The sequence below is a fragment of the Amycolatopsis sp. CA-161197 genome, from assembly GCF_050942255.1.
GTDB lineage: Bacteria > Actinomycetota > Actinomycetes > Mycobacteriales > Pseudonocardiaceae > Amycolatopsis.
Genome location: NZ_CP192059.1, coordinates 4646447 through 4670733 on the forward strand (window position 1 = coordinate 4646447; position 24287 = coordinate 4670733).

Annotated in this window: 17 protein-coding genes and 3 pseudogenes; 5 read left to right on the forward strand and 15 right to left on the reverse strand. The window is 68.6% G+C overall.

Going from position 1 to position 24287, the window contains the following annotated elements:
* Nucleotides 1-437: 437 nt before the first annotated feature.
* Complete coding sequence (locus ACQPXB_RS22150) at nucleotides 438-617, reverse strand: hypothetical protein (protein ID WP_366585322.1); 180 nt, start codon at nucleotides 615-617, stop codon at nucleotides 438-440.
* A 7-nt stretch (nucleotides 618-624) separates the two neighbouring features.
* Nucleotides 625-757 (reverse strand): annotated as a pseudogene (locus ACQPXB_RS22155) (IS481 family transposase); the annotation flags it as partial.
* A 691-nt stretch (nucleotides 758-1448) separates the two neighbouring features.
* On the opposite strand from ACQPXB_RS22155, the gene ACQPXB_RS22160 reads away from it, so the two are divergent.
* The 3 genes from ACQPXB_RS22160 (at nucleotide 1449) to ACQPXB_RS22170 (ending at nucleotide 3484) form a co-directional block, all read left to right on the forward strand.
* Complete coding sequence (locus ACQPXB_RS22160) at nucleotides 1449-2114, forward strand: Hint domain-containing protein (RefSeq protein ID WP_432855340.1); 666 nt, start codon at nucleotides 1449-1451, stop codon at nucleotides 2112-2114.
* A gap of 15 nt (nucleotides 2115-2129) precedes the next feature.
* Nucleotides 2130-2414 (forward strand): Imm53 family immunity protein, encoded by a 285-nt coding sequence (locus ACQPXB_RS22165; protein WP_432855343.1) that lies wholly within the window; start codon nucleotides 2130-2132, stop codon nucleotides 2412-2414.
* Nucleotides 2415-3304: 890 nt separating this feature from the next.
* Nucleotides 3305-3484, forward strand: coding sequence for an Imm32 family immunity protein (locus tag ACQPXB_RS22170; protein WP_432856745.1), 180 nt, complete (start codon nucleotides 3305-3307; stop codon nucleotides 3482-3484).
* A gap of 763 nt (nucleotides 3485-4247) precedes the next feature.
* On the opposite strand, the gene ACQPXB_RS22175 is transcribed toward ACQPXB_RS22170, so the two are convergent.
* Together ACQPXB_RS22175 and ACQPXB_RS22180 are read right to left on the reverse strand one after the other, a co-directional pair.
* The gene (locus ACQPXB_RS22175; RefSeq protein WP_432856748.1) at nucleotides 4248-6635 is read right to left on the reverse strand and encodes a PQQ-binding-like beta-propeller repeat protein; all 2388 of its coding nucleotides are present in this window, start codon (nucleotides 6633-6635) and stop codon (nucleotides 4248-4250) included.
* Nucleotides 6614-7975 (reverse strand): S8 family serine peptidase, encoded by a 1362-nt coding sequence (locus ACQPXB_RS22180; protein ID WP_432855346.1) that lies wholly within the window; start codon nucleotides 7973-7975, stop codon nucleotides 6614-6616. The genes ACQPXB_RS22175 and ACQPXB_RS22180 overlap by 22 nt, the downstream gene beginning before the upstream one ends.
* A 146-nt stretch (nucleotides 7976-8121) precedes the next feature.
* Between ACQPXB_RS22180 and ACQPXB_RS22185 the strand changes: the two genes are divergently transcribed.
* Entirely contained in the window at nucleotides 8122-10968 is a 2847-nt protein-coding gene (locus ACQPXB_RS22185) for an ATP-binding protein (protein ID WP_432855349.1), read from the forward strand.
* Between the two features lie 48 nt (nucleotides 10969-11016).
* Here ACQPXB_RS22185 and ACQPXB_RS22190 read toward each other — a convergent pair whose 3' ends face one another.
* The 6 genes and pseudogenes from ACQPXB_RS22190 to ACQPXB_RS22215 form a co-directional block, all read right to left on the reverse strand.
* Complete coding sequence (locus ACQPXB_RS22190) at nucleotides 11017-11418, reverse strand: hypothetical protein (RefSeq protein WP_386955779.1); 402 nt, start codon at nucleotides 11416-11418, stop codon at nucleotides 11017-11019.
* Nucleotides 11419-11657: 239 nt separating this feature from the next.
* Nucleotides 11658-11852 (reverse strand): annotated as a pseudogene (locus ACQPXB_RS22195) (IS630 family transposase); the annotation flags it as partial.
* A gap of 383 nt (nucleotides 11853-12235) precedes the next feature.
* Nucleotides 12236-13177, reverse strand: coding sequence for an IS481 family transposase (locus ACQPXB_RS22200; RefSeq protein WP_432855353.1), 942 nt, complete (start codon nucleotides 13175-13177; stop codon nucleotides 12236-12238).
* Between the two features lie 512 nt (nucleotides 13178-13689).
* A complete protein-coding gene (locus ACQPXB_RS22205; protein WP_432855356.1) occupies nucleotides 13690-14946 on the reverse strand; it encodes an RNA polymerase sigma factor in 1257 nt (418 codons plus the stop codon).
* Between the two features lie 16 nt (nucleotides 14947-14962).
* The gene (locus ACQPXB_RS22210; RefSeq protein ID WP_432855359.1) at nucleotides 14963-15319 is read right to left on the reverse strand and encodes a YciI family protein; all 357 of its coding nucleotides are present in this window, start codon (nucleotides 15317-15319) and stop codon (nucleotides 14963-14965) included.
* Between the two features lie 663 nt (nucleotides 15320-15982).
* The gene (locus ACQPXB_RS22215; RefSeq protein WP_366585310.1) at nucleotides 15983-16186 is read right to left on the reverse strand and encodes a recombinase zinc beta ribbon domain-containing protein; all 204 of its coding nucleotides are present in this window, start codon (nucleotides 16184-16186) and stop codon (nucleotides 15983-15985) included.
* 2040 nt (nucleotides 16187-18226) lie between these two features.
* Here ACQPXB_RS22215 and ACQPXB_RS22220 point away from each other — a divergent pair.
* Nucleotides 18227-19402 (forward strand): serine hydrolase domain-containing protein, encoded by a 1176-nt coding sequence (locus ACQPXB_RS22220; RefSeq protein WP_432855362.1) that lies wholly within the window; start codon nucleotides 18227-18229, stop codon nucleotides 19400-19402.
* A gap of 48 nt (nucleotides 19403-19450) precedes the next feature.
* On the opposite strand, the gene ACQPXB_RS22225 is transcribed toward ACQPXB_RS22220, so the two are convergent.
* The 5 genes and pseudogenes from ACQPXB_RS22225 to ACQPXB_RS22245 form a co-directional block, all read right to left on the reverse strand.
* Nucleotides 19451-20470 (reverse strand): nucleotidyltransferase family protein, encoded by a 1020-nt coding sequence (locus tag ACQPXB_RS22225; protein WP_432855365.1) that lies wholly within the window; start codon nucleotides 20468-20470, stop codon nucleotides 19451-19453.
* Between the two features lie 195 nt (nucleotides 20471-20665).
* Nucleotides 20666-21367 carry an acetate uptake transporter gene (locus ACQPXB_RS22230; RefSeq protein WP_432855368.1) on the reverse strand — a complete coding sequence of 234 codons (702 nt, stop codon included), beginning with the start codon at nucleotides 21365-21367 and terminating at the stop codon, nucleotides 20666-20668.
* Between the two features lie 70 nt (nucleotides 21368-21437).
* Nucleotides 21438-22454, reverse strand: a complete 1017-nt coding sequence (locus ACQPXB_RS22235) for an alpha/beta fold hydrolase (RefSeq protein ID WP_386955777.1) — start codon at nucleotides 22452-22454, stop codon at nucleotides 21438-21440.
* A gap of 239 nt (nucleotides 22455-22693) precedes the next feature.
* Nucleotides 22694-23017: pseudogene (locus ACQPXB_RS22240) on the reverse strand (transposase); the annotation flags it as partial.
* Between the two features lie 244 nt (nucleotides 23018-23261).
* Nucleotides 23262-24197 carry an NADP-dependent oxidoreductase gene (locus ACQPXB_RS22245; protein ID WP_432855372.1) on the reverse strand — a complete coding sequence of 312 codons (936 nt, stop codon included), beginning with the start codon at nucleotides 24195-24197 and terminating at the stop codon, nucleotides 23262-23264.
* Nucleotides 24198-24287: the final 90 nt, after the last annotated feature.

Below are 24287 nucleotides of genomic sequence, written 5' to 3' on the forward strand. Positions count from 1 at the left end.
CCGGAGTTGAGTTCGACCCGGGGGGATCCGGGCGATCAGCAGTACCTGCAGCAGGAGCAGGGCGGACGAGAGCAGCCCGGTCAGGCGGCCCGCGGACGTGAGTCCGGAAGCGACCGAGCCCAGCTGCTGCAGGCCCTGGTGCGCCGCCCTGAGCGCGGTGACGAACAGCAACGTCGCTCATGTCGCCAGCACGTCGTGAGGGGGACATGCGGGCTCTCTTGGCGGTGACGTGGTGTCATCACCCTTCCGGAGCCCGGTTAGTCTCCGGCGTGATCGGGGTGAGAAAACGGTATCTCCCCTCGATCCGGTCGAGGGGGAGATGCTCTCGCGCAGTCCCGGAACGTTGATCTGCTGGGCAACAGGAGGCCGGAGCGAAAAGGAGAGCCCGTTCGGCGGGATGCCCGGCTCACAGGACGCGCACAGCGCTGTTGGCGAGTTCAAGAACGGTGTGCACAGTCAGTACGACGCCGTTCGGCCGCCAGGAATTCATCCGCCGGACCGCGGAACGCGCCGGTGTCGACCGGGGGATCGCCGATGCCGGTGTCGCCGCCGGTCCGGCGTTTGTCCTCGCCGCCTGAGCGGCTCCCGTCCGTCTCGATTTCGTGCTCGAGGCGCATCGGCGCGTGGTGCGAGCAACAGTCGTGTGTGAGACCTGAAACCGCTCAGCTGCGCGGCGTAGTGACCAGCCTTGATCGATGACACACTGCGGCAACCGGAGCCTGCCGGTCGGGGTCAACGGGGCGTTACGGTGGACCATGAGGGCCTCCGGGAGTCGGTGCAGGTTGTGGTGATCCACACCGAAACCCGGGGTCCTCACCCATATCAAGATCATCAAGACCGTGTCGCCACGTCACCAACGTGCCCGAACAGCACAGCTAGGGCCTCGCGGTCGACCGGGACGGGCGAGTTGATGACCGGTCGCTGTGCCGGGGAGAACCGCTCCCTCTGGACGGACGTCAAAGCCGCGAGCTGGTCGTGAGCGGCGGCGCCTTCGGCGGCTCGCACGTCTGAAGTGGAGGTGGTTGGTGTCGCGCGGGGCGCGGCTGCGCGCGTCGCGGTGCGTCGGCGGTTCTTTCCGCGCCCGGCGAAGAGGCTGTTGACAAGCGCGTTCTCGGCCGCACCGAGCGGGTTGGTCACCGTGTAGATAGCCCGGCTCACCTGGCGTACCGGGCGGGGTGTCACCGCGTATTTGACGGTGCGGATCGGATGAGCCGTCTTGCGGCGGCGGGTGAAAAACCAGGCGGGTCCGAACGGTTTTCGTGATGTCCGCAACGCCCGTTCGGCGAGGTCCTTCGCCGGGCGGTGGACGAAGATCGTCCGGACCCGGTGCCCGGCCCGCGTTGACCGCGTTTATGCAGATGGCTGATCTGCGAGCGGTTGAGAGTGCAGGGCGACGACTGTCAACGATCAGGGCTTGCAATAGCTTCCTACCTGGAACACTCGTGTTGATGGCTGACGGATCTCGGCGATCAATCGAGTCGACCAAGCTGGGAGAATGGGTAGAAGCCGCTGACCCTGTCACCGGCCGGAGTGTTGCGCGGCAAGTCGTGGGAACGGTGACAGGTGAGGGCTGGAAGACTCTGATCCAGATTCGGATGACCGGTAGCTCGGAGACGATTGCGGCCACTGGCAGTCATCCGTTCTGGTTGCCGACAAGGCAAGCATGCGTACCGGCGAGTGAGCTCCGTACCGGCGACATGGTGCGAGGCATCGACCGGCAAGTGCGCATCGCATCAACTGTCAAGGTCATGCGGCCACTGCGGGTCTACAACATCACCGTAGACGTTGACCACGTGTATCGTGTGATGTCCGGGGACCAGGCGATCCTGGTGCACAATGGGCGCCCCCCACGCCAGGCTCCAGACCCGGCGGCGGAAGGACCGCACACTACGTTCCGATACGCAGGAGACACCGATGAGATCAAGATGTATGCCGAGTGGGCGCCACCGTCAGATCCGCGCGACCCAAAGCCCCTTGTTTTGCAGAAGCGTTTTGACCGCTACGGCCCGGCACATGTAAACCGTGATGGTTCAATCATTTCGACTCCGCACATCAATCTGCCGGACGGCAGTGCTAGAACCCTTGAACAATGGGAATTGCCGGGAGGATGCTAGTGTCGCTGGAAGTGAGTGTCCAATATCTCCCTGGACTGGTATGCAAATAATTGTAACGGTGATTGGGAGCATGAATACGGCATAAAGATATCGACCATCGATAACCCTGGATGGCTAATTCAGGTGAACCTTTCCGAAACGGATATTTCCGGCCGAGTAATGGAGCCACGCACTTGGGGACCGGAACATAGGCGATGGGTTCGATCGTGGTCCAATGGGGAAGAATTTAATGTTGTGTGTGATGTGCACTCCTTTGACGTGGCTATTGGAGAGTTTCAGAAGTTTGCCGAAGCCAAATAAACTGAGTCGGTGACCCGTTCGGCGGGTTGGGTGCCGGGGTTCCACTGGCCCGGGCGCGTTCGCCGCCGACGCCACCGGCGGCCAACGACCGGATCTCGAAGTGCGGCACCGGCGCCGCACCCGCTGCGAGGATCGCATCCGCGTCGCGGAGAGCAGCCGCAGGCACAGCCGTTTGGGTTCGCATCGGCGTGCGTCGTGCCGTGTATGGCCAGCAGCTGCAGCCGAGCGGTTGGTTCGGTTGCGAGGCAGTCGATGGCGATCCAGGTCCGGTTGGCGTCGAACCCGTGCATAGGGAGGTTGCGCAGACCCGTCTCTTTCACCGGTCTCGCCGCGGTTGGGTTCGTGCAGCGCCTCGCCCGCGGCCTGACCCAGGGGGCGCAACTCGCCGTGCTGTGGCGCCTCGTGCCGGACGAGCAGCTGCCGATCAACGTCGTCTTCGCGACCTTCGAGGTGGAGATCATGCCGCCGGCCCGGCTGCCGTTGGCCAGCGCGGCGCTGACGTTTTGCCGAGCGAGTCGATCATTGCGTAGACCTCGGCCTCGCCGAGTCCCGGAGGTTCGCCGGCCCTCATCAGTTCTGCCTGAGCGGCCCCTCGATCGGCTTGCGCCCGGTTGAGGTCGACCACGCGTCTGCGTCGCCATCGACCGCCGACGCGCCGATCTCGCGCACAACTCCGCACCATGGAGTTCGTGTGGTCCGTACGACGCGGACGGGCATCCTATCGACGGAACTAGGATCAGCACCGACGCGGCACTGGACGCTGCCGAGAAGTGGCTCGGTCCCGGCGGCTACTTCGAACCGGAGTGAAATTGGAATCACGAATCGAATTCGATCAGTACGTTCTGGGCGAGGGCTTGAAGTTCCGTTGGGACGACGGTTTTGCCCTGGACGTGACCATCGATGGATCAGCGGTACTTGTCCGGGGCAACCCTGCGGGGCTGAGGTCGCTTGCGCGCCACCTGCTCACACTGGCTCAAGAGTCAGTCCCCGCCGGATCTCACCTACATCTCACGGGAGGTTCCGAACTCGACGGTGACGCTGACCTCGTTGTCGAACGCGCTGATTTGTGACGGCCACGTCTCGGCCGGCAGCTACAGCAACGGCCGTCAACTCCTGAAGGACACGCGGAAGACGAAGGCCCGACCATTTCGACTGAGCAGGATCCCAGCGGCTTGTTGTTCCGCAATCGTGACTACACCGATTGGAGGACTGTGACACTTTCTCGGATCCCGGTGGTTCGGTGTCCGTCGTTGCCTACTCGTTGTTTGGTAGCGGCGGCCATTGGGTCGGTCACGGGCGCCGGTGTTGTCGAAGCGCAGTGGTTGTCAGCAGTCTGATGAAGATGGACGGTTCCCGCGTTCGCGCGTGGCTCTTCGCCTCAACTCGCCGACCAGCTCGTGGGCGACCGTGATCGGTCGCTGCGCCGGTGGCCCGCGAACCAGGTTCCGCACCACCCCGTCGGGCGGCGGCGCCTGGCCGGCGACTACCTGGGCCAGAGTCGACTCCGCCCAGGTGGGGCCAGTGTCCGTACCCACGGCCGACCCGCCGGCCCGGCAGGACGCCGCCATCTCGAGGACCGTCGTCGCCGTGTCCATTCACCTTCACGAAGCTCAGGCCGGCGCCCGGTTTCCGAGCAGCGCCAGGACTGTCTTCTCTCGACGGCCAATCGCGCCAGAAAGTGTTTTCACCAAAGCGAATCAGGCCGAGCGTCCATCTCGGACACCCATCCTGACTGAAACGCCCTGCCCGGAATGAGGATGCCATACGCCGTGAAAGGCGCTTTCGGGTTGTCCAGCGTCCCGAAAGCGCCTTTCACGGCAGGTGATCAGCTGCTCATTGCTGCCAGGGGTCGACGTAGGCGATGGTGGTCATCTCCACCTCCACGCCGGTCTCGAGGCTGCCCGCCGTGGCGCTCTGGCCGGTCACGTAGAACCGGATGCCGTCCTTCTTCGTGGTCATGGCGATCGCGTGGGCGCCGTCCGGGCCGCCGGCCAGGCCGTCGTACCGGCCGAGCCATGTCTGCCTGCCGGTGGCCGCGTCGTAGGCGATCGTCACGTAGTCGCTGCCCGCGCCGCTATCCGCGCTCGTGCCGGTGATGACCACCTTCTTGCCGTCGGGTGTGACCACGATGCCCGATGACGTGTCGTCTTGGTGGGCCTTGCCGTCGAACCGCTGGAGCCACAGCCGCCTGCCGGTGCGCTCGTCGTAGGCGACCGTGGTCATGTCGAACCCGGTGCCTGCGCCCTCCGTGTTGCCCGTGACGTACACCCGGCCCTGGGAAGCCGTGATGGCGTACGGGTTGTCGGTGGCGTGTCCCGGGCCGTCGTAGTTGTCCGACCACCGCACGGCGCCGGTGCGGGTGTCGTACGCGATGGTCGTCAGGTCGACCGCCGTCGCGCCCTCGGTGCTCGCACCGGTCACGATGACCGAACGGCCGTCCTCCGACACCGTCATCGCGGACGGCATGTCGTAGCCGTGCGTCGGGCTGTCGTACCGGGCCACCCACTTCTGCTTGCCGGTGGCCGTGTCGTAGGCGACCGTGCCCCAGTCGTAGCCGGTCTCGGTCGGCCCCGGGCTCTGCCCGCTGACGAAGACCGTCCTGCCGTCCGGGGCCAGGGCGATCATCCGGGCGTCGTCGGTCGCCTTGCCCGCGCCGTCGTAGGTCGTGGCCCAGACCTGCCTGCCGGTGGTGGCGTCGTAGGCGGCGGTGAAGAAATCGTCGATGCCGTCGTCCGCGAGGGTCGTCATGCCCGTGACGTACACGCGCCTGCCGTCCTGGCTCACCACGATCCCGTTGCTCCAGGCCGTGAAGGCGCCCGGGCCGGTGTACCGCACCTCCCACTTCTGCCTGCCCGTCGCGGCGTCGTAGGCGATGGTGACGGCGTCGTTGCCGGTGGCGTCCGCGGCCGTGGCTCCCGTGACGTACAGCGTCCGCCCGTCCGGGCTCACCTGCATGTCGTGGGGCTCGGCGTACGTGCCTGCCGGGCCCGCGTACTTCGCCGACCACAGCTCGGCACCCGTCTTCGCGTCGTGGGCGACCGTGGCGATGCTCAGGTTGTACTGCCCGGGCGCCGAGCCGTAGTTGACGCCGGTCACGAAAACCCGCTTGCCGTCGGGCGCGAGGACGACCTGCTCACCCGAGTCCTGCACGCCCGCGACGCCGTGATCCGCGGTCCACGCCTGGGCGACCGGGCGGACCACCATCGGGATCCGTACCTTGTGCCGGGCGTCGCGCCAGGTCAGCTGGCCGGAGACGTACGTGTTGACGGCCGCGCTGGTCCGGGTGAACGTCACGGTGAACGACTTCGTCTCGCCTCCGCGCAGCGTGAGCCGGTCGGGCTTGACCTTCACCGACACGCCGGGCAGACCCGTCACCACCGGGGTGTACGTCGTCTGGTCGCGGCCGACGTTGGTCACCGAGCGCGTCACCGTCTGCGTGCCCGGCAAGCGCCCGATGGAGATCGACGGCGTGTTCAGGTCGCTGGGGTCGAACGACTTTCCCTTCTTCGCCTCGGCGTCGCAGGCGGTCTGGGTCACGCCTTTGGTGGTGTCGCACAGGAACGCGATCCAGTCGTCGGCGCCGCTGTCGAAGACCAGCCCCGGGTCCACGGCGCTGTTGGGCACGACGTGCCCGGCGCCCTGTGCGAACGCGACCGCCGGGTCGCTGCCCGGCCCGTCGAGGACATCGCTGCCGGTCGTCATCAGCGCCGACTTGACGGCCATCGGCGACCAGTCCGGGTGCCGCTGCTTGAGCAGCGCCGCGAGCCCGGCGACGTGCGGTGCCGACATCGACGTGCCGCTCATCAGGTTGAAGTCCAGGCCGCCCTGTCCCGGCGGCGCGACCGCGGCGAGGATGTCCTGCCCGGGTGCCGTGAGGTCGGGCTTGAGCAGGTCACCGCCCGCGGCCGTGGACGGCCCGCGCGAGGAGAACGCGGCGATGTACGGCGCGGGCGTGTTGTAGGAGATCGTGGCCGCCGAGACCGACGCCGTGGCACCGGGCGTGGCGGCGTACGCCTGGATCGCAGCCTGGTTCGTGGCCGTCAGGTGCACGGTCGGCACGGCGTGGACGTCGGCGACGAGCCCGTCGTCGTCCGGGGTCGTGTTGACGAGGATCATGCCGACGCCGCCGGCCTCCTTCACCGCGCGGCTCTTGTTGATGCGTGCGTTGTTGCCCCGCTCGCAGACGACGATCTTCCCCGTCACCTTGGCGGGGTCGAGCACGGGCGTGCCGCCGTTGTCGACCGCGGCGTAACAGAGCCTCGCGAGCTGGTCGCTGGCCGTCGACTGCCCGGTCGTGGCCGCTCCGGAGTAGACGAGCGGCGCCGGGCCGGCCGCGGTGGTCGCGAGTGACGCGCCGGTGTGGGTGGTGCCGTCGCCGAGGGTGGCGGTGGCGGTCGTGCTCCGGTTGTGGTGCTCGCGGCGACCGTCGTCACCCACGGCGACGGGTGAGCGACCGTCGTGGCCGCCGGGCCGCTGTTTCCCGCGGAGGCCGAGACGAAGACCCCGGCCTCGGCCGCGGCGAGGAACGCGATCTCAATCGGGTCGAGCAGGTCGGTCGTGGTCCCCGAGACGGAGAAGTTGAGCACGTCGACACCGTCGGCCACGGCCTGGTCGATGGCGGCGACGATGTCGGAGGTGGCACCCGAGGCGGTCGAGCCGTCCTCGCTGGACCACAGCGCCTTGTAGGCGGCGATCCGGGCGCGCGGCGCCATGCCGGTGATCGCACCGAGCACGGACATCGGGCCGGTAGCCGCGACGCCGTGGTTGCCGCCCGCGGTCGAAGCGGTATGGGTGCCGTGCCCGTTGTAGTCACGCGGGGAGGGGAACTCCCACGGCATCGCGCTCGTGACACCCGCGTCGCCGCCCCACGCCGCGTCGAAGTGCCGCGCGGCGACGATCTTGCCTGTGCAGTCGTCCGGCTGCCACGAGGCGTTCGCGACCGTTTCGCACGTGCCGTGGAAGTCGCTCAGCGGCGCGTACATCTTCCCATCGGTGTCGGGGTTGGCGAAGCTCGCGCTGTCGGGCCAGATGCCGCTGTCGATCACGCCGATGACCAGGCCCTCGCCCGCGCCTTCCGGGCCCTGCAGCTGGTCCCACAGCCCGCCCGGCTTGTCCAGACCGAGGAAGCCGGCGGTCGACGAGGTCTGCGTGGTGACCTTCCGGTCGGCGGTGACCGCGACGACGTCGGGCATCGCCCGCAGCTGCGCGGCCTGCGCGCCGGTCAGGTCGGCCGCGAACCCGTCGAAGGAGTAGACGTAGGTGCTGCGCTTCTTCGCGCCCACCGCCCGCGCCGCCTGGTCCTGCCGGCCCCGGACGTGGTCGGCGTACTCCGCGACTTGCGCCGACCTGGGGTTGACCTTGCGGCCGCGAGCCGGCTTGGTCGGCGGCAGCCCGGCGACGCCACCGGCGTAGGCGACGACGGGATCCAGCGCCATCTGGACGATATAGGTCTGCCGCGCCGCGGCGGTGCCGGGTTCGGCCGCGGCGGCGACGGGCGTCACCGCCGACGCCACCACCGCGACCGCCACGGCGGCCGGCAGCCACCGCCGGGCTCTGGACATTGTGGACCGTTCCATCGCTCACCCTCCGCGTCGAGAATTTCGCTGACGCTAGCGACGGACCACCCGGGTGCCATCCGTACCGCACACGGAAGAATGGCGGTAACCTAGGCCGACCAGGGAGAACGCGGCATGAGTGAGGTTGGCGGATGATCTCGGGAGCGCCGGCCACCAGGGCGGACCCACCCGCCGGTGCACTGATCGGTCGGGCAGCGGAGCTGGCCCTGGCCCAGGCGGCAATCACCGCCACCCCGTCGGTCTTGCTGATCGAGGGCGAGGCCGGGATCGGCAAGAGCCGCTTGGTCCGCGAGCTGCTCGCCCTGCCCCCGGCCGCCGAGCGCCGGGTCCTCGTCGGCCAGTGCGAACAGCTCCAGGAGCCGCTGCCGCTCTCGGCTCTCCTCGACGCGTTCCGGCAGGCGGGCCCGCTGACCGGCGGCGCGCTCAACCCGGTGATCGGCGCGCTGGCCCCGTTGTTGCCCGAGGTCGCCGCGTACCTGCCGCCGCCCCCGCCGCCGCTCTCCGACCCGGGCGCGGACCGGCACCGCGTGTTCCGCGCGGCCGTCGCTCTCCTCGACCGGGTCGGCCCTCTGCTGCTCGTGCTCGAGGACGTGCACTGGGCTGATCCCGTGACGCTGGACTTCCTCGCCTTCCTCGCCGCGCACCTCCCACCGGAGCTGGCGCTGATCATCACCGCGCGCACCGAGACCGGCCGGCTGCCGATCCGGGAGGCGCTGGCCCGCGCCCCGTCGGGTGCCGCCCGCGTCGTGGGCCTGCGCCCGCTCGACCGGGTCGAGGTCGCGCAGCTCGCCGGCGGGATCCTCGCCACGCCACCCGCGCCGGCCTTCGCCGAGCGACTCTACGAGAAAACCGGCGGCATCCCCTTCGTGGTGGAGGAGGTGCTCCGCACCTATCTGGAGGAGCCGGGTGAGCTGTCGGGGCGGCCGGAGGCGCTCGACGACCTCGCGGTGCCGACCGTGCTGCGCGACGTGGTCCTGCAGCGCCTCTTCTCCCTCGGCAACGACGCCCGCGAGATCCTCGACGCGGCCGCCGTCACCGGTCTGGTGACCGATGACGCCCTGCTCGCCGAGGTGACCGGGCGCGACTCGGCCGGGATCGCAAACGCGCTCGCCCGCGCGCAGGAGGTCGGGCTCCTGCAGGAGGACAACCGGCACAGCAGGTTCCGGCACGCGCTCGCACGGCAGGTCGTGTACGAGTCGGTGCCCGCAGCGCGGCGGCGGTGGCTGCACCTGCGCACCGGTCGCGCGCTCGAGGCACGCCACGCCTCCCCTGCCCGGCTCGCGCACCACTACCTGCAGGCCGGTCACCACGCCGAGATGGTGGTCCACGCGGAGGCTGCGGCCGAGACCGCGCTCGCCCACGGCAACGACGCCACCGCCGCGCGGTTCCTGTTGACGGCGCTCGGCGCGGACGGAGTCGCGCAGGAGCTCCGGGTCCGGCTCGCGGTGAAGCTCGGCCGGGCCGCCGTCGACGGGCTCGCGCACGCCGAGGCGCTGCCGATCGTCGACCGGCTGCTGGCCACCGAGCGGCTGCCCGTCGCGGTCCGGGGCGAGCTGCGGTTCGCGCACGGCCGCCTGCTCCGGCAATCCGGCGACGCCCGAGCCGGTCACTTGGAGATCGAGCGTGCCGTCGAGGATCTCGCGGACGAGCCCGCCCTTCTCGGGCGCGCACTCGCCGTCCTGGCCGCGCCCGAGACCGTCACGGGCAGGCACGTCCACGAGCACCTCGCCCGCTGCGACGAGGCGGCGGTGGCGGCGCGCCGCAGCGGTGACCGCGGTGTCGACGTTGCCGTGCGGATCACGCGGGCGGGCCTGTTGATGGAGCTGGGCCGGCCGGACGGCTGGCCGCTGGTCGACGAGCTGCTCGGTGGCGACGGCCTGTCCGCCCGCGAGCGGGCCCGCGCGTGCCTGAACTGGGCGCAGGGGGCGCTGCACGCGGGCCGTCTGGACCACGCGGAGGCGTTGCTCGCGGAGGGGCGGCGGGTCGCCGACCACGCGGAGTACCTGCGGGTAGCGGTGGTGCTCGACCTGGTGACGGCAGCGGTTGACCACGCGGCGGGCCGGTGGGACGGCCTGCTGGACCGGGTCCGGCTGATCGGCGGCACCCACGCCGCGTTCGGGGCAGCGGCGCTGGATTCGCGGCTGCTCCGGGGTTCGCTGCTCGCGGCGATCGGGCCGGCGGAGGAGGCTGCGGAGTGCTTCGGCGAGGTCATCGCCGTCGCGGAGCGGGTCGGGGCCGTGTGGCCGCTCATCTCGGCACGGACCGCCATGGCGCGGCTGCTGCTGACGCTGGACGACGCAGGCGGCGCCGCCGAGCACGCCCGGGCCGCGATCACCCAGGTCCGCGCGAAGGGGAACTGGGTGTGGGGTGGTGAGGCCGTGCTGTGCCTGGCGGAGGCGCTGGGCCGGGCAGCTGAGGTCGCGGCCGTCGTCGACGAGCTGGCGGCGGGTCTCGACCAGACCGACGCACCCCGCGCGCGGGGTGCTCTCCTTGCCGCACAGGCAATCCTGGCCCCCGACGGCGAGACCGGCCGGCTCCTCGACGAGGCCCGCGTCGTCACGGCGGGCGCGGGCTTGAGCTACGAGGAGGCGCAGGCCGCCGAACGGCTGGGGCTGTTGCGCTGCGGGCACGGGGACCCGCGTGGCGGCGCGGACCTGGAGGCCGCGTTGCGACGGTACGGCGCGCTGCACGCCACCCGTGACATCGCCCGCGTCTGCCGCGCGATGCGGCTGCACAACGTGCCGATCCCCTATCCGTGGCGAGGCGGGCGGCCCGCGCTCGGGCAGACGCTGTCGGCGCAGGAGCACCGCGTGGCCGCCCTCGCGGCGGCGGGCCGGACGAACCAGGAGATCGCGACCGAGCTGTTCCTGTCCCGCCGCACGGTCGAGAGCCACGTCTCGAGCGCGCTGCGCAAGCTCGGTTGCTCGTCCCGCAAGGACCTGGCGGGCCCTCTCCTCGACGACTCCAAGCCCGCGTGACGCGGAAGGCCGGGCCCGCGGGGTGGGCCTGGCCTGCGTTCCGCGAACTCAGTGCGGTGCGGCGAAGAACGCCTGGATGTCGCCGACCACGACCTCGGGCACCTCGTGCGATGCGAAGTGGCCGCCTTTCTCGAACCGGCTCCGGTGCACGATGTTGGAGTCATCCCGCTCCGCGAAGGTCTGGCTCGTGCTTGACACGGACGCCCGCGCGTACGAGCCGGCAACTGGGCCGACCGGATCAAGCCCCTGCCGGGCTTCGACGAGCAACAGCTGCAGAAAGAACCGCCAGGCGGTATCGGCGAGCCCGAGCCGTCCGACCACGCGCTGGGCCGGTCGAGGGGAGGCTGGACGACCAAGCTGCATCTGGCCATCGTGATGCGCCCCGGGTCTGGTGCAGGCCTCGTGCGGGTCCTTGCTGGCTTTCCAGGTCTTCGTGGCCTGCCAGGACACGCCCTCCGCGCGCAGGATCTGCCGGACGGTCTCGGTGCTCGCCTTGATCCAGGCGTGTTCGGCGAGGTAGCCGACCAGTTTGGCCAGGCTCCAGTGGTGAACGGCAGTCCCAGCTCAGTCGGTTTGCAGGCGGCGATGCGGCAGATCTGCTCCCGGGCGGCCGGCCCGAATTTAGCTGGTCGGCCGCCCCTCCATTTTGGGGACAACGCCGCGAACCCGGAGTCGTTGAACGCGTGGATCACCTCCCGCACATAGCCCTCGGTCGCGGCGAACATCACCGCGATCTCACCTGCGGACCGGCCTTGCGACGAGGCCAGCACGATCCCGGACCGCCGCAGACGCACCCGATCCCGGGTCGATCTCGTGATCTTGACCAGCCGCTGGGCCTCTTCCAGCTCCAGGGACCGCGCGAACACCTCCGGCTGACGTGCCATGGCTCATCTCCACCGGCCAGCCTCACTCTCACCAGTCCCGATGTCCAGGCGACACGGTTACCACGTCAACGTTCCTTGACGAGGCACTAGTTGTATTTGGCCAGGACGTTGGTTGCGGGTGGTCTTGGTTGACATGGAGAGAGCCTCCGGTTGGGGTGTGGTTTGTCTAGGACCCACTCCAACCGGAGGCTCTCGTGTCTCACCGTAATGCCCGGACCACGGTTGTGGAGAATTCGCTGGTCAGAGACCAAGCTGTGTGTCCGAGGACGATCTTGCTCGCTAACCACAACGCTTTCCTTAGGCTGATCGGGCGAGAGCAGGTCTCCTTGTGTACATGCACGTCCGCCCACGCAAACGGCCGCGGCACTAGTTGTATTTGGCCATCAGGTTGGTGGCAGTCGGCTGGTGGGTGGGTGTCCGCCGAGTGCGCTGTGGCGGCGTTGAGTGTTGTAGTGCTCGATCCAGGGGGCAAGGGCTGCGGTGCGTTCGGTGTTGCTGGTGAAGGCCTGCCGGTAGGCCCATTCGGTTTGCAGGGTGCGGTTGAGGCGCTCGACTTTCCCGTTCTGCCAGGGGCAGTGGGGTTTGATGAACTTCTGCCGGATGCCGTTTTTGGCGCAGACCTGGCGCAGGGACCAGCGGTAGGCCCAGGCGTTGTCGGTCATCAGCCGCTCGATGCGGGTGATGCCGTGGCCGGCGAAGTAGGTGATCGCTCGGGTGAAGAACGCTGCGCAGGTCGGGCCCTTCTCGTCCGGGAGGATCTCGGAGTAGGCCAGCCGGCTGTGGTCGTCGACCAAGGAGTGGACGTAGTCGAACCCGATCCTGACGCTGCGGTCACGGGTGGCGTCCTGGTTCGCGCGGCCGTGTGCTCGCCAGCCGCCGCCGTCAGGAATGCGGCCGATCTTCTTCACGTCCATGTGGACCAGCTCGCCCGGCCGGTCCCGTTCGTAGCGCACCGCGGTGGTTTTGCTGGCCCGGATCACCTCGCCGGTGATCGGATCGAGCGCGGACAACCGCGGGATATCGTTGCGGGCCAGCACCCGCGACACTGTCCTCGTCGGCACCCCCAGCGCGGCTCCCAGCCAGTCCGGTCCACGGCGCTGGCGCTGGCGCAGGTGCACGATCCGGCGTTCGGTCTCCTCGCTGGTCCGCCGCGGCGAGGAATGCGGGCGCGAGGACCGGTCGCGAAGACCGGGCTCGCCCTCCGCGGCGTATCGGTCCAGCCAGGTTTTCACGCTTTTACGGGAGATCCCCATCGCGGCCGCGATATGCGCCTGCGGCCATCCCGCCCGGTGACGTTGGACGACCAGCAGCCTGCCTACCCCCAACGCCTCTGACCAGCATGTTCACACCTAAGAACTCGCAGCCGCAAGTGGCGAATCCAGCTTCGGGCACGTGCATGTGAAACCTGGGCGTCGCAGGCATATCGACCGACGCCGCGGTCGACTCCGCGGAACTCATTGCAGTTGTCTTCAAGGACGTTACGGCGGGGCTCTGGACCAACGGGACCATCTCCGCTTGGTGGGGCCCATCGATTCAGGAGTTCCGCGACCTGACGGCGGTGAGTGGCAGCCGCCTGAAAGCTCACCGACGACCCTCGCGAAAGACTTGGGTCATGGAACACCCGGAAGGTGAGCAGGCCACGTCAGCAGATCGCGGCGGCCGCTCGGCCCGCGGTTCACCGACTGGCGACCACGGGATTGATCAGGGCAAGCAGACCGGCGACGTGCATGGTCGGCCGGCTCCTCGCAGTGGAACGCGTCAACTCCCCAGTTCCCGAGGCTGGCACCACCACGTGTGTCCAGGTGTGCCGAACACTGAGCCCGCGCCGCTCACTGGATCAGTCGAGATGGAGCGCGACTTCTTCGCGCCGTCTGAGCAGGAAGGCGCGTTCCACCTCGTTGTCGGTCATCGTCAGGGCCTCCTCGTATGACAGGGCTGCTTCGGGCCACCGGCCGAGGCGGCGCAGGAAGTCGGCGCGGGCCGCGCTCAGGTAGGCGTGGGTGCCCAGCGCGGGTTCGTCCAGCAGGGGCGCGAGCGCGGCGAGGCCGGCCTCCGGACCGTCTCGGAATCCGATGGCGATGGCCCAGTTGAGGTCGACGACCGCGGACGGCCACAAGCGGCGCAGCACCTCGTACAGCCCGACTATCTCCACCCAGTCGGTGTCCTCCCAGGTCGCCGCCTCCGCGTGCACCGCGGCGATCGCGGCCTGGACCGAGTACCTCGTCGGCCCCGTACGCCGCAAAGACTGGGTCAGCAGGGCGGTCCCCTCCTCGATCTGCCGCGCATCCCACCGTCGCCGGTCCTGGTCGGCGAGCAGGACCAGCGCCCCGTCCCCGGAGATCCGGGTGTCCCGGCGGGCGTCGGTGAGCAGCAGCAACGCCAGCAGGCCGGCGACATCGGTGTTGCCGGGCAGCAGCTGGTGCAGGGTGCGGGCGAGGTGGAGGGCACCGTCGACGAGGTCCCGCCGTACGAGCTGGTTGCCGACCGGCGTGACGTGGCCGGTGGTGAAGACGAGGTGCACGACGTCGAGAACGGAGTCCACACGTCGGGGAAGGTCAGCGGGGTCGGGCATCCGATAGGGGATCCGAGCACCGCTGATCTTCCTCTTCGCCCGCGTGATCCGCGCCGCCATCGCTGCGTCCTGCACCAAGAAGGCCCGAGCCACTTCGGTCGTGGACAGCCCGCACACCAGTCGCAGGGTCAGTGCCACCTGGGCATCGCGAGACAGCGTCGGGTGACAACAGGTGAAAATGAGCCGCAACCGGTCGTCGCCGACGGCTTGCGGGTCCGCCCTGTCCTCCGGCCCGGTCACGATGTCGTCCGTGACAAGCAACGGCAACGCCGAGCGCAGGACCGACTCCCGCCGCAGCAGGTCCTTCGCCCGGTTGCGCGCGACACTGGTCAACCACGCGCCCGGCCGGGCGGGCACTCCGCTCACCGTCCACTTCCGCAGAGCCTGGGTGTACGCGTCCTGGACGCACTCCTCGGCAAGGTCGAGATCGCGCACGACACGCACCGTCGCGGCGAGCACTCTGGCCCACTCGCGACGGTGCGCCTGCGCGACCGCCTCCGTGACGTCGACGTTCCCGGTCAAGGCGCGCCGATCCGGTCTAGTCCGGCTCGTTGATCGGCCGGATCTCGACCCCGCTGTGCGCGACCCTGAGCTCGGGCAGCCGCTCGGCGAGTTTGACCGCAGCGTCCAGGTCGGGTGCTTCCACCACGTAGTAGCCGCCGAGCGCTTCCTTGGACTCGAGGAACGGTCCGTCGGTCGGCGTCGGTCGGCCACTCACGCTGCCGCGCAGGCTCGTCGCGGTCGCCGTCGGCAGAAGCTCGTGGCCGGAGATGACCGCGGCACCGGCTGCGGCGTTGAACGCGGCATGCCCGGCTTCGACCTCCGCCCTCTCCTGCGCGGAGCCCGCTTCCCAGATCTGCTCGTCCCCATAGATGAGGAGCAGGTACTTCGCCATCTCACGCATCCCATCGGTTCGGGGCCTCCGTTCGGCCCGTCTGTTTCTACGACGAACGAACCAGCCACGAATCGATGCTCCGCCGCTCTCCCGGTCGACTTTATCCGTGCGAGACCACGGCTCAGGTTCACGGCGCGCCCGGCGATCGCATCGCCAGTGTGTTCGTGTACCCGCACGCCCCTCGGCATCACCGCCGCGTCGCCCCCACCCGAGGACCTTCCACACCGCGTACCCGCAGCCCTCGTGCGACGTCAGGTGCGAGCACGTTGCGCACAGCAGCGCGCACATGGTGGTTGCGCCATCCAGGTCGGCGTTCCCAATGTCGGGCCCAACGGACTGCCAAATCCCTATCTGCGTGCGAGCGTGCTCAACGGACGCAACCGGATATCATCTCAGCACCTGGAGGCGTGTGGCTAACGTGCAAGATCGTCACGGACACTCAATTACCCCACAGAGCCGCATGCCGCGGCGAGGTCAGAGTAACAGGAACTGCCCTCCGGTGGTTTCGGCTGTTGCGGCATGTATGCGTGGTGGGCCACAAGGTTTGATTTCACGCGTGGGACCGCCGTACATGATTGTCAGGTGACCCGACCTCAAGTAGTCCGCGATCGCGGAAGTGTCGTGGCCCAACTCTTCGGCAAACCAGGCGCGAAGGTCGTTTAGTTAGCGGTCTTCGCGGACGTAGACGTTCTTTGCAAGCCCTTGTGGGCGGTTGCGGGCGCTGGTGCGACCGTGGCGGCAGCGGTAGCCGGGTCGGCCGTTCGCCCAGCGCGACTCCAGTCGGCGGCCACAGAGCGGACATTGCACGAGGCCGGCCAGCATGTACGTCCTGGTGTCGCCGTGCCGTGTGGTTCTGGCCGCACGCATGCCCTGGACCGCCAGGAACGTTGCCTCGTCCACGAGAGCTGGAACCCATATGGTGGTCGGCCGCCGAGGAACCTCCCTTGAACGGTGGTCTGCGTATGCATAGCTGCCAGCACGCGGTGCTGCGCTCGCAACACCTCGCGACGCGACTGGGACCCGAGCGGTCGTCGAGGTTTACCGGACCGTCCGCTTCGGGGAGCCACAGTTCGATACCTTGCACCCACAGCGCGGTCAGCACCGCGCCGAACTGAACTCCGTAGCACGCTCACTCGTACTCCCCGATGACGACAGCATCGAACGAACGGTTCGGCTGCCGCGCAGCTGCCATCAGCTGTGCCGCGGCCGGCCGTTCGGACCACGGCAGCCGACGCGAACATCATTCGTCGAAGTACTCCGCCACGATCACGCCGTGCCCTCGGATCGTCTCGTCGGCGACCTCCCGCTGGCAGCCCAACGACGTCGTCCGATCCTGGAACTCGACCGTGGACATCCGCCCGTAAAACGCGAACCTCAGCCCACGGCCTCCCACGGTTTGCTGGCGACATCGGGCACCGGCCCGACGCGGAGACACCGCGCCTGTCGGGGTGGCTGGTAGGGCGGTAGTGATCATCGTGCACCTCGGTGCTTGAGGCGGATCCGGGTCGAGGACGGAACGCTGTTACCCGGTACCGATGACGAGTTGGGGCTGATCTGCACCCGGATGGACGCATTGCCGCTCGCCTCCAGATGCAAGGGGGCAGCGCCCGCGTCTAGTACTGCACGGGCAGTCGGTGGGTCGTGGCACACTGCCGGTTCAGCGAAAACCTGCGTACCCTCGCTCGCGCCGAAGAGGCTGTTGCCCACTTCACCGCCTCCATCGACAGCTGGGCCGGGCCGACGCACTCGAACTGCCCTGGTACTGGGCGACCTCGGTGACCCAGACGCCGCGACCGCGCGGCTACGCGCGGCGCTTGAGCTCAGCGGTGGCCGCGATGAGCAGACCACCGCGCGTCTGCGCGCCGAGATCGCGGTAACCGAACGGTCGGCCCGGGGCGGGCCACGTCAGTGACGTGGGAGTGCGCTGCCGACCTTTTGCCGATAGAGGTCGGACCCCCGGTGGTGAGGAGTTATTCACCCCGGGTTTTTCAACGGTGCGCAGTGGAGCGACCTCGGCTCTGAGGACGTGCTCGCCGTCGACCGGTTCCCGCTGCCGTGTGTGTGGGCTTCCGGTTCGCCGAGGTGGCCCGGCGCCACGGCGACTTCGCGCTCGCCGGCGTCGTGATCCGGGTCCGGGTGTCCGGTGGGCAGGTGGAGGAGGTCGTGATGACGGCCTTCGGTGTGTCCGATCGAGCGGTCACTCGCGATGTCACCGCGATGCCGGAGGCGACGCGGGTGCTCTCGCTGAACCGGCGGCGGCGCTCGGCGGCGAGCTTGTCGACACCGCCGAGAACCCGCACGGCTCGCCCGCCTACCGGCGCCGGCTGCTGTCCGCGCCGGGTGCGCGGGAGCTGGCGCGCGCGTACCGTTTCGCCACGAGGGGAAAGCGGTGATGACACTTCCTCGCCCGGTCCGGGCGGAGCTCACCAAGCACGTCGGCGACGACCGCTACCGCGGCCGGGCGCGGGCGGCAGTCGGCCCGATCCGGCTCTCGTTCGCCGGGATCGAGCACGCGGCCGAACGTGACGCCGGCGCACACAGGCTCCGCGTCTTCGGCCAGGGCGAGGACGCTGGTGGCGGCCGGACGCAGGCCGACATCGTGCTGGTCGCCGAGGACCAGCCGGGCGGGGGGCGGCTGCGGGCCACCACTGCCTTTACCTCACCGGGCGGATCGCCCAGTTCGGTCGGGCACTCTCCGGCGACGTCAGCCGGCGGATGTTCGAGCAGTTCGCGGGTGGCGGTGGAGAAGACCGCGGTTCCGCGGGGCACCCGTCGCCCCGCGCGGAACCCCGAGCGCCATCGTCCTGGTGGCAGGCACGCTCCGTTCGCGAGCGCGCAATTGGTGGCGGCGCATCCGTGGCCGTCGTTCCGGCAGGACCCACAACACGTGATGAGGAGAACTCAACGGTGAGCTCGACTTCGACGATCGACACCTCGGCTATGGACCGAGTGCTACGAGACGCGGTCGGCGCTGGGCACGCGCCCAACGTCGTCGCCGTCGCGGGGGATCGTGACGGCATCATTTACGAAGGCGCGGCCGGACCTCGTGCCGCGGAGGCGCCGGAGCCGGTCTCGGCCGACTCGCACTTCCGGATCATGTCCATGACCAAGATGGTGGGCACCGTGGCCGCGCTGCAGCTGCGCGACCGCGGCGCGCTCGACTTCAACGCCCCCATCGACACCTACCGGCCCGAGTTCGCCGATGTCCAGGTGCTGGAGGGTTTCGACGGCGAAAACCCTGTGCTGCGCGCGCCCGCGAGCCGTGCGACTGTCGCGCAGCTGGTGACGCACACGAGCGGCCTGAGCTACTGGTTCTGGAACGACGACATCGTCAAGTGGGAGCGGGCCACCGGCACGCCGAACGTGCTGGCCGGCAAAACCGTGATCTTCCACGCGCCGATGGTGGCTGACCCGGGTACGACATTCGAGTACGGCATCAACACCGACTGGCTCGGCCGGGTCGTCGAGGCCGCGTCCGGCACGTCGCTGGACGTCTACTTCAAGGAGAACATCACCGGCCCGCTCGGCATGGCGGAGACGACGTTCGTCCCGAGCGCCGAGCAGCGGGCCAACCTGGTGCCCGTCCACGTGCAGGGTGAGGCCGGCACGTGGACGGTCACGGAGATCGACCTGCCCACCGAGCCCGAGTACTACACCGCCGGCCACGGGCTCTACTCCACGCCGCGCGACTACCTGAAGTTCCAGCGCATGTTGCTCGGCGGCGGCACGCTCGACGGGGTCGAGGTGCTTCGGAAGTCCACTGTGGACGAGGCGTTCACCAACCAGGTGGGCGAGATCGAGTTCCCGGCGCACATCCCGACCGCCGACCCGGCTACGACGCACGAGCTCGACCTCGGCCCGGGCCTCAAGTGGGGCTGGGGCCTGGTGCTCACCACGGCGCAGCAGCCGGGCATGCGCGCACCAGGCAGCGGTGCGTGGGCAGGGTTGTGCAACACGCACTTCTGGGTCGACCCGGCCAGCGGCGTCACCGGCGCGATCTACTCGCAGTCGCTGCCGTTCGTCCCGCCGGGGCAGCTACAGATGTACGCAGATTTCGAGCGGGCGCTCTACGCCTCGCTCTGAACCCGGCGAGAACCGTGAAGGGTGCTCTTCCCGTTGCGGGAGCGCCCTTCACGGCGTTTCACGCCTTCTCGGGTTCAAGGCCGGACGCGCCGCTCGGTGAACATCGTGTCGTCCGCCGGTGCCGGGCTCGGCTTCGAGCCGAGGAAACCCAGCAGGATCCAAACTGGCGTCGGATAGTCGAGCGGGAACGGCGCGTCGGCCGCACCGCCCGGCCACACCGCCGCACTCAGCCATTACGAAAGACGACTCGCCGCCGAACTCGACGAAACCGCCGACCGGCACCCCACCAAAGCTGGGTTGAAGCGGCACGCCGGGCGGCAGCCAACCAACTCGGACCCCGTGGTGAGAGATAGCGGTCACAAGTGACAGATATAAGCTCGGGCCACTGGCGGAGCCAGCGACTGGCTTTGGCCTCGTAGACGGCACGCGGTGCCAGCACGGGATTCGGGCGGATGAAGTCGCAGTCACGCTAGCGCTCAAGGGGTGCGCATAAGGGGAAAACGGCCGCAGGTTCCTAACGCGACCTTCCGCAAGTCGAAATTTCTCTGCACGTGTCAACTGACTGCAACGGTGAGGGACGAGGTTGAACACGTCGGACAGCCCGTGCGGGGCGTAGACGCGCCAGCGCCCGCCGGATTCGAGGCGGACCCCCAGACAGCACGTGGTCGCCGCGAAGGAGCCGATCGCGTCCTCGGTGGACAAGTGGGCAGGACATGGCGTCCCGAACTTCTCCTCGTACTGGAGATGGACACGCGCCTCGTTGCGGATCTCCACCTCGATCGGGATGTCGGCGAAGACATGCTTCGCTGACTGGATCACCGCATCCTCCGCCTCCCAGGACAGATCGGTGGCGTCGAAGTAGAACAGGTCGTAGTCCTTGATGCCGTCACCTGGGGCCTGGCTGGTGACCGCGTTCCAGACTGTCTGGAACAGACAGCCCGCCGTCAGATACCAGCCGGGTAATCCCAGCGACGCCGACCGGGACAGCACCTCCGTCAGCACCTCGTTGCGCGAGAGCACCTCTTGGAAGGCGTCGAGTTGTTCGTTGAGAGGCAGTTGGCTGATCACCGTCTATATGCCTACCACCTGCATTGCTGGACACGGGCGAGCGTCAACGAGCGGACGGCATGCCGAGCCCGACCGGCGCGACGCGTGCCAGGCGCTTGGTCTCCTCCCGCTTCGGGCTGATGTCCTGGCCGCCGCGGAAATCTCGGCGGCCAGGACCGGCCTACCGGAGGGTTCCAGTTGTCGCTCGCGGTCCACTCAGGCCGAGTGCACCGCCCGCCTGCCCGGCCAGATCGGCAGCAGGCCCCGCCCGCTGATGTCGTTGAGAACGATGGCTGAGCACAGGTAGAACGCGACGAAGGAGTCCAGGAGGCCAACCCAGCCGCCGGCCTTGGTCAGTGCGATCGCGGTGGCTCCCGATCCGACGAGGTTGGCGAGGCCCAGCAGTAGGTAAACCACGACCAGCAACACGAACGCGGCGAACGCGGGTGCGTTGACCACCCGTGCCCCCACGGCGAGCATCGCGGTAAACAACGCCCACACGATCAGGTAAGCTCCGAACATGCGGGCGAAGTTCGCTGCTCCCGCCGTGTCGGTGATCATCGGTGCGTAGAACTGCACGATCAGCGCCGTAGTGAACAGGAAGCAGGCATACGCCGAACAGAACGTCGCGCCGAACAGGTTGTTGCCGCGGAACTCCCAGATCCCGCCGACGAGCATGGCAAGCGCGCCAGTGCCCATCGCGACGGGAACGAACATCGTGGCCGTCCGCTGGTCCACGACACCTGTGTTGGCCAACGACAGAATCGTCAGCGAGAATCCGAACCCCGCCAGCGCGAGTGGCACCCCGCTGGCTGTGGGGGCGAAGGCGGTCGTGGCGGGCTCACCCATCCGCGGCGGCGGCACTTCCGGGGCGGTTCCCGGAGGAGTGGTTCGTTGTGCATATTCTGCGCTGGTCATGATGCTACCTCCAGCTGCGCAGGACTGCTCTCGACACGGACCGGGTAGAACCGCGCCGAGGCCAGGCCGATCAGACTTCCGTGGCGAGCAGTTCCTTGAGGCCGTTGTCGATGAACCGGGTGTCTTCCTGGTTGAGGCCGCCACCGGCGAAATGTCCCCACGCTCCCGGGATGACGCGCAGCTCCGCCCGGTGCATGTGCTTGACCTCCCACTCGTTGTCCTCGGGCGGGAAGTACAGGTCCTGCTGCGCCGGCATCACGATCGCGGGCGACCGGATCGCGCCGAGTGCGTCCTCGAGACTGCGCTTTCCCGGCGTGTTGCCGATGTCGGCGTGCTGCCAGGTCCACAGCATAGCCAGGAGGTTGTTCGCGTCGCGCTTGAGGAACAGGCCCTCCCAGAAGGCCACGAGGAAGTCTTCCAGGGACGCGTAGCCCAGTGGCTCGCGCTCGTAGATCTTCTCCCGGTAGAACTGCTGGCAGAAGCCCCACCCGGCGTAGACCCGCGCCAGGGCGCGAAGCCCGATGTCGGGTTGCTTGTCGTACCGGCCGCCGTTGTAGGCCGCGTCCGCGGTCAGCGCCGTCCTGACCCCTTCCAGGAACACGAAGTTGTGCAGGCTGGTCTTCGCCGATCCGCAGAATGGCAGGATCCGCTTGACCATGTCGGGGAAGCTGACCGCCCACTGGTAGGTCTGCCCGGCGCCCATCGACCAGCCGGTGACCAACTCCAGTGTTGCGATTCCGAAGCGCTCGGTCACCAGCCGGTGCTGGAACTGAACGTTGTCATACATTGTCACCCGCGGAAACGACGCACGGTCATGCGGCGCGGGCGTGTTGCTCGGCGACGAGGACAGCCCGTTGCCCAGCATATTCGGAATGATGATGAAGTATCTCGCCGGATCGAGCGCCATCCCCTCGCCGATCAGCCATTCATTGTCGTAGTGCTGCCCGGAATACCACGTTGGGTACACGATCGCATTGCTCTTGTCACCGTTGAGCTCGCCGTACGTCTTGTACGCGAGCTTGGCATCGCTGAGTGTGGCGCCTTCTTGTAACCGGACGGTACCAAGGTCGAATATTTCGTAATCCACGAGAGCCTCCCCGCCGGTTTCTCCGGCTGCGCCCTCCTCGTGGTTCTACAGTACGCCGCCACCGGGTAGGCGATGCGGGCTGGCCGAACTGTATCGCGCCAGTTCCCGCCTCGGCCGACCAGCGCTGATACCGGTGGGACGGCAGTTCGCTACGTCCAGCGGACGGCTGAGATCCTGATCGTCGACGATGCCACCCGCGATGACCGCTTCGCCCGTGACCCGTACCTCGCCGGCTTGGACTGCCGCGGCACGCCGGCCGAGCGCGTGCCCTTCTTCAGAAAGCCGGTGTCGTCCACGATCAGCACCCCACCGGGCTCGCCGAGGTGCTCGACCACGTAGTCGCCCAGATCGTCGCGGACGCCGTCGATGTCCCAATCCGCCCAGCGCAGCAGCCATTGCATCCCGTCCGGCGAGATCTCGCCGGCCTGCTCGGCCAGCGTCCACCCGTTCTTCCGCTCCAACCCCGCGACCAGCCCGGACACCTACTCCCGCGCACGCGCCCGCGGCTCCGACCGCGCGAACCGGCCCCCGATCCGCTCATGCACCCGATCCAGCTGATCCATCACCACACCGACCACCACCACGATGATCTACCACACCAACACCAACTGCCGTTGCAGTACTAGGTCTGTGATACGGCCAGGGTGATTGTCACGTCGTCCATTTTGCGCGAGCGCGACTCGCGTGGATCGCGATCGACGACACTCGCTCAATGCGGCATGAGAGTGCATTCCAGCCTGCGGCATGGGGGAGGCCCCGCGCTCGTGATGGCCGGCGGACGCCGCGGCTTGCTGTTCGGGATTCGGTTCACCGCGGCTCGGCGATCTGGAGGACGATCTTGCCGCCGGGGTGTTGTGATTGGCTCAGTTCGATGGCTTCGCGCCAGTCGGGGAGGGGGATGGTGCGGGCGACGGGGATACCGAAGCGGCCCTGGGCCGCGAGTTGGGCGCACGCCTCGACGGCGTCGTAGCGGTGGCCGAGTGGTCCTTCGGTGAACGCGTCGCGGGCGCCGGACTCGCGTGCCTGGGTCAGGTTGCTGATGGTCAGGACGTGCTGGGGGTCGGTGACCGTGCGGAGGAGTTCCGGGATGGTGGCGTCGTCGGGTGGTGAGACGTCGAGGACGACGTCGACGGGGCCACCTGCCAGCTCGCGTATCCGCTCGGCCATGCCCTTGCCGTAGGGGGTGACCTCGGCTCCGGTGGCGCGCAGGGCTGCGGTGTGAGTGGGGCCGGCGGTGGTGAGCACCCGTGCCCCGGTCCGGCGGGCGAGTTGCACGGCGGCGAAGCCGGTGGTGGTGCCGCCTCCGCTGACGAGCAGGGTCGTGTCGGAGATGATGCGGAGCAGGTCCAGTCCGAGTTGCGCGGTGTCCACGGCCATGGGCAGTGCGGCGGCGGCCGCTGGATCGAGGGCGGGTGGCCGCGGGAACCAGATGTCGAGCAGCGCGTGGTCTGCGGCGCCCGCGGTCGGTCCGGTGAACGGGGCAGGACCGAACACCGCGTCCCCGGGCTGGACGCCCGTGACTTTGTCGCCGATGGCGTCGACGGTGCCGGCGACCTCGAGCCCAACTCCGCGGGGCAGGTCGCCGGGGTACAGGCCCTGGCACAGGGCCAGGTCTGCGGGGTTGATCGTGCAGACCTCCACGGCGACCCGGATTTGCCCCGGGGCCGGTCGGGGCTGCTCGGCCTCCTCGAGCCGCAGGACGTCGAGGGCCTCACCGGTGCGATGGAAACGCAGAGCGCGCATGGCGATCTCCTGGTTGCGATCGTAGTGACAGCAGATGCTGTCATCACTCGACGGTAGCACAGTGACGACAGGATCTGCTGTCACTATGCT

Bases quoted from the DNA above. Each gene is read 5' to 3' on its own strand.
- ACQPXB_RS22245 (WP_432855372.1), bottom strand. From the start codon at position 24,197: ATGCGCGCTCTGCGTTTCCATCGCACCGGTGAGGCCCTCGACGTCCTG.
- ACQPXB_RS22180 (WP_432855346.1), bottom strand. From the start codon at position 7,975: ATGTCCAGAGCCCGGCGGTGGCTGCCGGCCGCCGTGGCGGTCGCGGTG.
- ACQPXB_RS22160 (WP_432855340.1), top strand. From the start codon at position 1,449: ATGGCTGACGGATCTCGGCGATCAATCGAGTCGACCAAGCTGGGAGAA.
- ACQPXB_RS22215 (WP_366585310.1), bottom strand. From the start codon at position 16,186: ATGCGTGCGGCCAGAACCACACGGCACGGCGACACCAGGACGTACATG.
- ACQPXB_RS22185 (WP_432855349.1), top strand. From the start codon at position 8,122: ATGATCTCGGGAGCGCCGGCCACCAGGGCGGACCCACCCGCCGGTGCA.
- ACQPXB_RS22210 (WP_432855359.1), bottom strand. From the start codon at position 15,319: ATGGCGAAGTACCTGCTCCTCATCTATGGGGACGAGCAGATCTGGGAA.
- ACQPXB_RS22230 (WP_432855368.1), bottom strand. From the start codon at position 21,367: ATGACCAGCGCAGAATATGCACAACGAACCACTCCTCCGGGAACCGCC.
- ACQPXB_RS22150 (WP_366585322.1), bottom strand. From the start codon at position 617: ATGCGCCTCGAGCACGAAATCGAGACGGACGGGAGCCGCTCAGGCGGC.